Raw genomic sequence first — 4,731 nt, 5'->3', positions numbered from 1 at the left:
CCTCAGTGGAACTTCTTTTCCGTGTGGGTTTCGAGCTTAGATGCGTTCAGCTCTTACCCCGTGGTGCGTAGCTGCCCGGCATCTGCCCTCTCGGACAACCGGTACACCAGTGGCACCCATTCGTAGTTCCTCTCGTACTATACGAACGTTCACGTCAAGTTCCTTAACACCCCCAATAGATAGCAGCCGACCTGTCTCACGACGGTCTAAACCCAGCTCACGACCTCCTTTAATAGGCGAACAACCTCACCCTTGCCTGCTTCTGCACAGGCAGGATGGAGGGAACCGACATCGAGGTAGCAAGCCACCGGGTCGATATGTGCTCTTGCCGGTGACGACTCTGTTATCCCTAAGGTAGCTTTTCTGTCATCTACGGGTCCCATGAATGAACCTCGTAGGTTCGCTAGACCACGCTTTCGCGTCAGCGACACTCGTTGGGAATGTCACTGTCAGACTTCCGTTTGCTCTTGCGCTCTTCCACGAGTTCCCGACTCGCGTGAGGAAATCTTTGGGCGCGCTCGATATCTTTTCGAGCGCGTACCGCCCCAGTCAAACTGCCCGGCTACCGGTGTCCTCCGCCAGGAGTGAGAGTCGCAGTCACTAACGGGTAGTATTTCAATGCTGCCTCGGTGGCCCGCTGGCGCGGGTACCTGTGTAATGGCTCCTACCTATGCTGCACATTAGCGACCACGTCTCAGCGACAGCCTGCAGTAAAGCTCTATAGGGTCTTCGCTTCCCCTTGGGGGTCTCCAGACTCCGCACTGGAACGTACTGTTCACCGGGCCCAACGTTGGGACAGTGACGCTCTCGTTGATCCATTCATGCAAGCCGCTACTGAAGCGGCAAGGTACTACGCTACCTTAAGAGGGTCATAGTTACCCCCGCCGTTGACGGGTCCTTCGTCCTATTGTACTAGGTGTTCAGATACCCGCACTGGGCAGGATTCAGTGACCGTACGAGTCCTTGCGGATTTGCGGTCACCTATGTTGTTACTAGACAGTCGGAGCGTCCGAGTCACTGCGACCTGCTCGGTCAAGAGCAGGCATCCCTTATCGCGAACTTACGGGACTAACTTGCCGAATTCCCTAACGTCGGTTGATCCCGACAGGCCTTGGCTTGCTCTGCCAGCGCACCTGTGTCGGATCTCGGTACGAGCTTCTTGCTTGTCTTTTCACGGGCTCTAGGTACCGCCGAGTTTCCCTATCTCACCATTCGTTCGCTTCGTGCCGTTACGGCTTCCACGAATTTCGGTGATTCGACGGGGCGAAGGCCCCGCTCGGTGTTTCCTAAAGCGTCGACGTTTGGTGCAAGAAGGTACTGGAATATTAACCAGTTTCCCTTTCATCTAATTCGAATTACGGTTAGACTTAGGATCGACTAACCCTCGGCTGATTGACAGTGCCGAGGAACCCTTGCGCGTAAGGCCGTCGGGGTTCACACCCGACTCTCGCTGCTACTGAGACCATGATTTTCGTTGCTGCACGGTCCACACGAGTTCTCACCCGTGCTTCCACCCATGCAGTATGCCAACCTACGGAATCGTGTCGTGTGACACGCCGCCAGGTCTCGGAGGTGGATTTGAGTCCCGATCATTTTCGACGCCTCGAACCTCGGCCGGTAAGCTGTTACGCTATTCTTAGAGGGTAGCTGCTTCTAAGCTCACCTCCCGGCTGTTTAGGGCTCGAGACAATCTTCAATCACACTTAATCCACACTTTGGGTCCTTAACCTGGCTCTGGGTTGTCTCCCTCACGGTGCACAAGCTTACCCCGCACACCGGACTCCCTGAGTCTACGACGTTCGTAAGTTCGGAGTTTGACAGGGAAGCGAACTCCTCTCGGAGTCCGGATTCCCAATCGGTCGCTCTACCTCACGAACTATCTCATCAGAGGTCATGCTTCGACATGTTTCGGTTGGAACCAGCTGTTGCCAAGTTCGATGGGCCTTTCACCCCTACACCAGAGTCACGAGAGGGTATTGTAGGACACCAACTCTAACGGGCCTCCACGCAGCTTTCGCCACGCTTCGCCCTGCTCCGGCGTAGATCACTTGGTTTCGGGTCGCATCCGGTTGGCTCCCCGCCCTTGAAGACGGTGGCCCTGGTCAAAGACTGCGGCCGTATCGGTTTCCCTATGCCTCCGGGGGTTCACCCCTTAGACTCGCCAGTCAGATGCACTCCATGGTTCGTTTTTCAAAACGCACGACGTAACATCGGCTTCACTCGAGTCTTACTACGGGATCGCTCCCAGTTCATTCGTCGAGTGACCTTGTATGCCACGTCGCTCTATCGCCAACTGATTTCAAGCCCTATTGCACCGCCCTGTTCGGGGTGCTTTTCAGCGTTCGCTCACGCTACTTGTTCGCTATCGGTCTCGAGGAGTGTTTAGTCTTCGCAGTTGATGCCTGCGAAATTCACGAGGGATATCCAACCCCCGCTATTCTGGAACAACCCCGGGATCTGGTTCTTATGTTACGGGGTTTTCACCCTGTATCACGCTCCGTTCCAGGAGACTTCACATAAGATCCAGGTCCGTTATGGGTAGTCCGTACACCACATTGCCCGAAGGCTTCGGTTTGGACTGTATCGCGTTCACTCGCCGTTACTAACGACATCGCGGATTGCTTTCTTTTCCTGTTCCTACTAAGATGTTTCAATTCGGAACGTTCCCCATTGCGCGAGGCAATTGCGTGGGGATTCCCATTCGGAGATCCTCAGTTCTTTCCCTCCATGCGGGTCCCTGAGGCTTATCGCAGCTTGGCACGTCCGTCATCGGCTCTCGAGCCGAGCTATCCACCAGCTGGCACAGTAGCCAGTTGATATAGTCACTGTGACCCGGAGAACGGGTCCAGTGGACGCCTGGATTGCACGTACACACGGTTTCATCAAATCCCCTCGGTGACGACCCGAGGCGAATTTTCGACCCTTCCCAACCTCGCTTGCGCGGGATGGTGCATCTGTCGTCAGTATCCATTCAGTCGAAACGTCTTGCCACACTTAAGGGGCACGATCGTTTCGGAGTGGAGTACTGCTTACCATGGACCCACAGGGATTCGAACCCTGGGCATCCTCCTTGCAAAGGAGGCACTCTACCACTGAGCTATGGGCCCGTGTTAGCCCTAGTAGTTCTAAGGTGTCCGAACGGGTGTCATTGGTGAACTCGGAAGATCGCGTGTGAGCCACCCCGTCGGGGTGGTCTCGGTCGTTAGGAGGTGATCCAGCCGCAGATTCCCCTACGGCTACCTTGTTACGACTTAAGCCCCCTTGCGAAGCCCAGATTCGACCACCGTGTGGTGGCCTCATCCGGACCTCACTCGGGTGCTTTGACGGGCGGTGTGTGCAAGGAGCAGGGACGTATTCACCGCACTCTATTGAAATGCGATTACTACCGAATCCAGCTTCATGAGGGCGAGTTTCAGCCCTCAATCCGAACTACGATCGAGTTTAGGAGATTAGCGTTCTCTTTCGAGATAGCAACCCATTGTCTCGACCATTGTAGCCCGCGTGTAGCCCAGCTCATTCGGGGCATACTGACCTACCGTTGCCCGTTCCTTCCTCCGCTTTAGCAGCGGCAGTCCTTCTAATGTACCCAGCCAGTCGAAACTGCTGCTGGCAATTAGAAGTGCGGGTCTCGCTCGTTGCCTGACTTAACAGGACGCCTCACGGTACGAGCTGACGGCGGCCATGCACCTCCTCTCTACAGCGTCGTGATAAGGTCATCAACCTGATCGTCATCACTGTAGTCGGAGCTGGTGAGATGTCCGGCGTTGAGTCCAATTAAACCGCAGGCTCCTCCGGTTGTAGTGCTCCCCCGCCAATTCCTTTAAGTTTCATCCTTGCGGACGTACTTCCCAGGCGGCTCGCTTCTCGGCTTCCCTACGGCACAACACAGGCTCGTAGCCTGTGTCACACCTAGCGAGCATCGTTTACAGCTAGGACTACCCGGGTATCTAATCCGGTTCGAGACCCTAGCTTTCGTCCCTCACCGTCGGATCCGTCTTCTCGAGGTGCTTTCGCCATCGGTGGTCCGTCCAGGATTACGGGATTTCACTCCTACCCCGGACGTACCCCTCGAGCCTTCCGGTCCCAAGCCACGTGGTTTTCACCGGACGCCCGCCAGTTGAGCTGGCGGATTTCCCGATGAACCTTCGTGGCCGGCTACGGACGCTTTAGGCCCAATAATATCGGTCATCACTTGAGCTGCCGGTATTACCGCGGCGGCTGGCACCGGTCTTGCCCAGCTCTTATTCCACGACCGCCTTACAGTCGTGAAAAGCGAGGACTATATGCCCTCGCACTTGGGGTCCCCTTATCGCACTTGCGTGCAGTGTAAAGGTTTCGCGCCTGCTGCGCCCCGTAGGGCCCGGAATCTTGTCTCAGATTCCGTCTCCGGGCTCTTGCTCTCACAACCCGTACCGATTATCGGCACGGTGGGCCGTTACCCCACCGTCTACCTAATCGGCCGCAGCCACATCCTACAGCGCCTGAGCGTTTCGGGGAGTCGGCATTCCAGCATGACTCCCGTATGAACTATTAGCCTCAGTTTCCCGAGGTTATCGTTCTCTGTAGGGTAGTTTGGCCACGTGTTACTGAGCTTTTCGCCACGAGTATGAACTCGTGCAACTAGCATGGCTAAATCGGACCCCAATAGCAATGACCTCCGGCAGGATCAACCGGAATGGGTCGCGACCATTTAAACCTGGTCGCGGGGTGTTGGCGGGTGAATGGCAGCGT

1 tRNA gene, 1 rRNA gene and 1 other annotated feature (1 of these 3 running past the window's edge) are annotated in these 4,731 nt (G+C 55.9%); both genes read right to left on the bottom strand.

From position 1 onward, the window contains the following. Positions 1–2,818, bottom strand: a sequence feature (mutual gap in cmsearch alignment for this rRNA model is longer than 100) (it extends 274 nt beyond the left edge of the window). 217 nt (positions 2,819–3,035) lie between these two features. Then, positions 3,036–3,107 (bottom strand) — tRNA-Ala (locus E4P24_RS08935). 97 nt (positions 3,108–3,204) lie between these two features. Continuing rightward, positions 3,205–4,677: ribosomal RNA gene (locus E4P24_RS08930) — 16S ribosomal RNA — on the bottom strand. Between the last annotated feature and the right edge of the window lie 54 nt (positions 4,678–4,731).

The sequence above is a fragment of the Haloferax sp. AS1 genome (assembly GCF_014530665.1).
In the GTDB taxonomy this organism is placed as follows: Archaea; Halobacteriota; Halobacteria; order Halobacteriales; family Haloferacaceae; genus Haloferax; species Haloferax volcanii.
The sequence above is the reverse complement of the archived record's forward strand: the minus strand, read 5'-3'. Positions and strand labels throughout refer to the sequence as shown.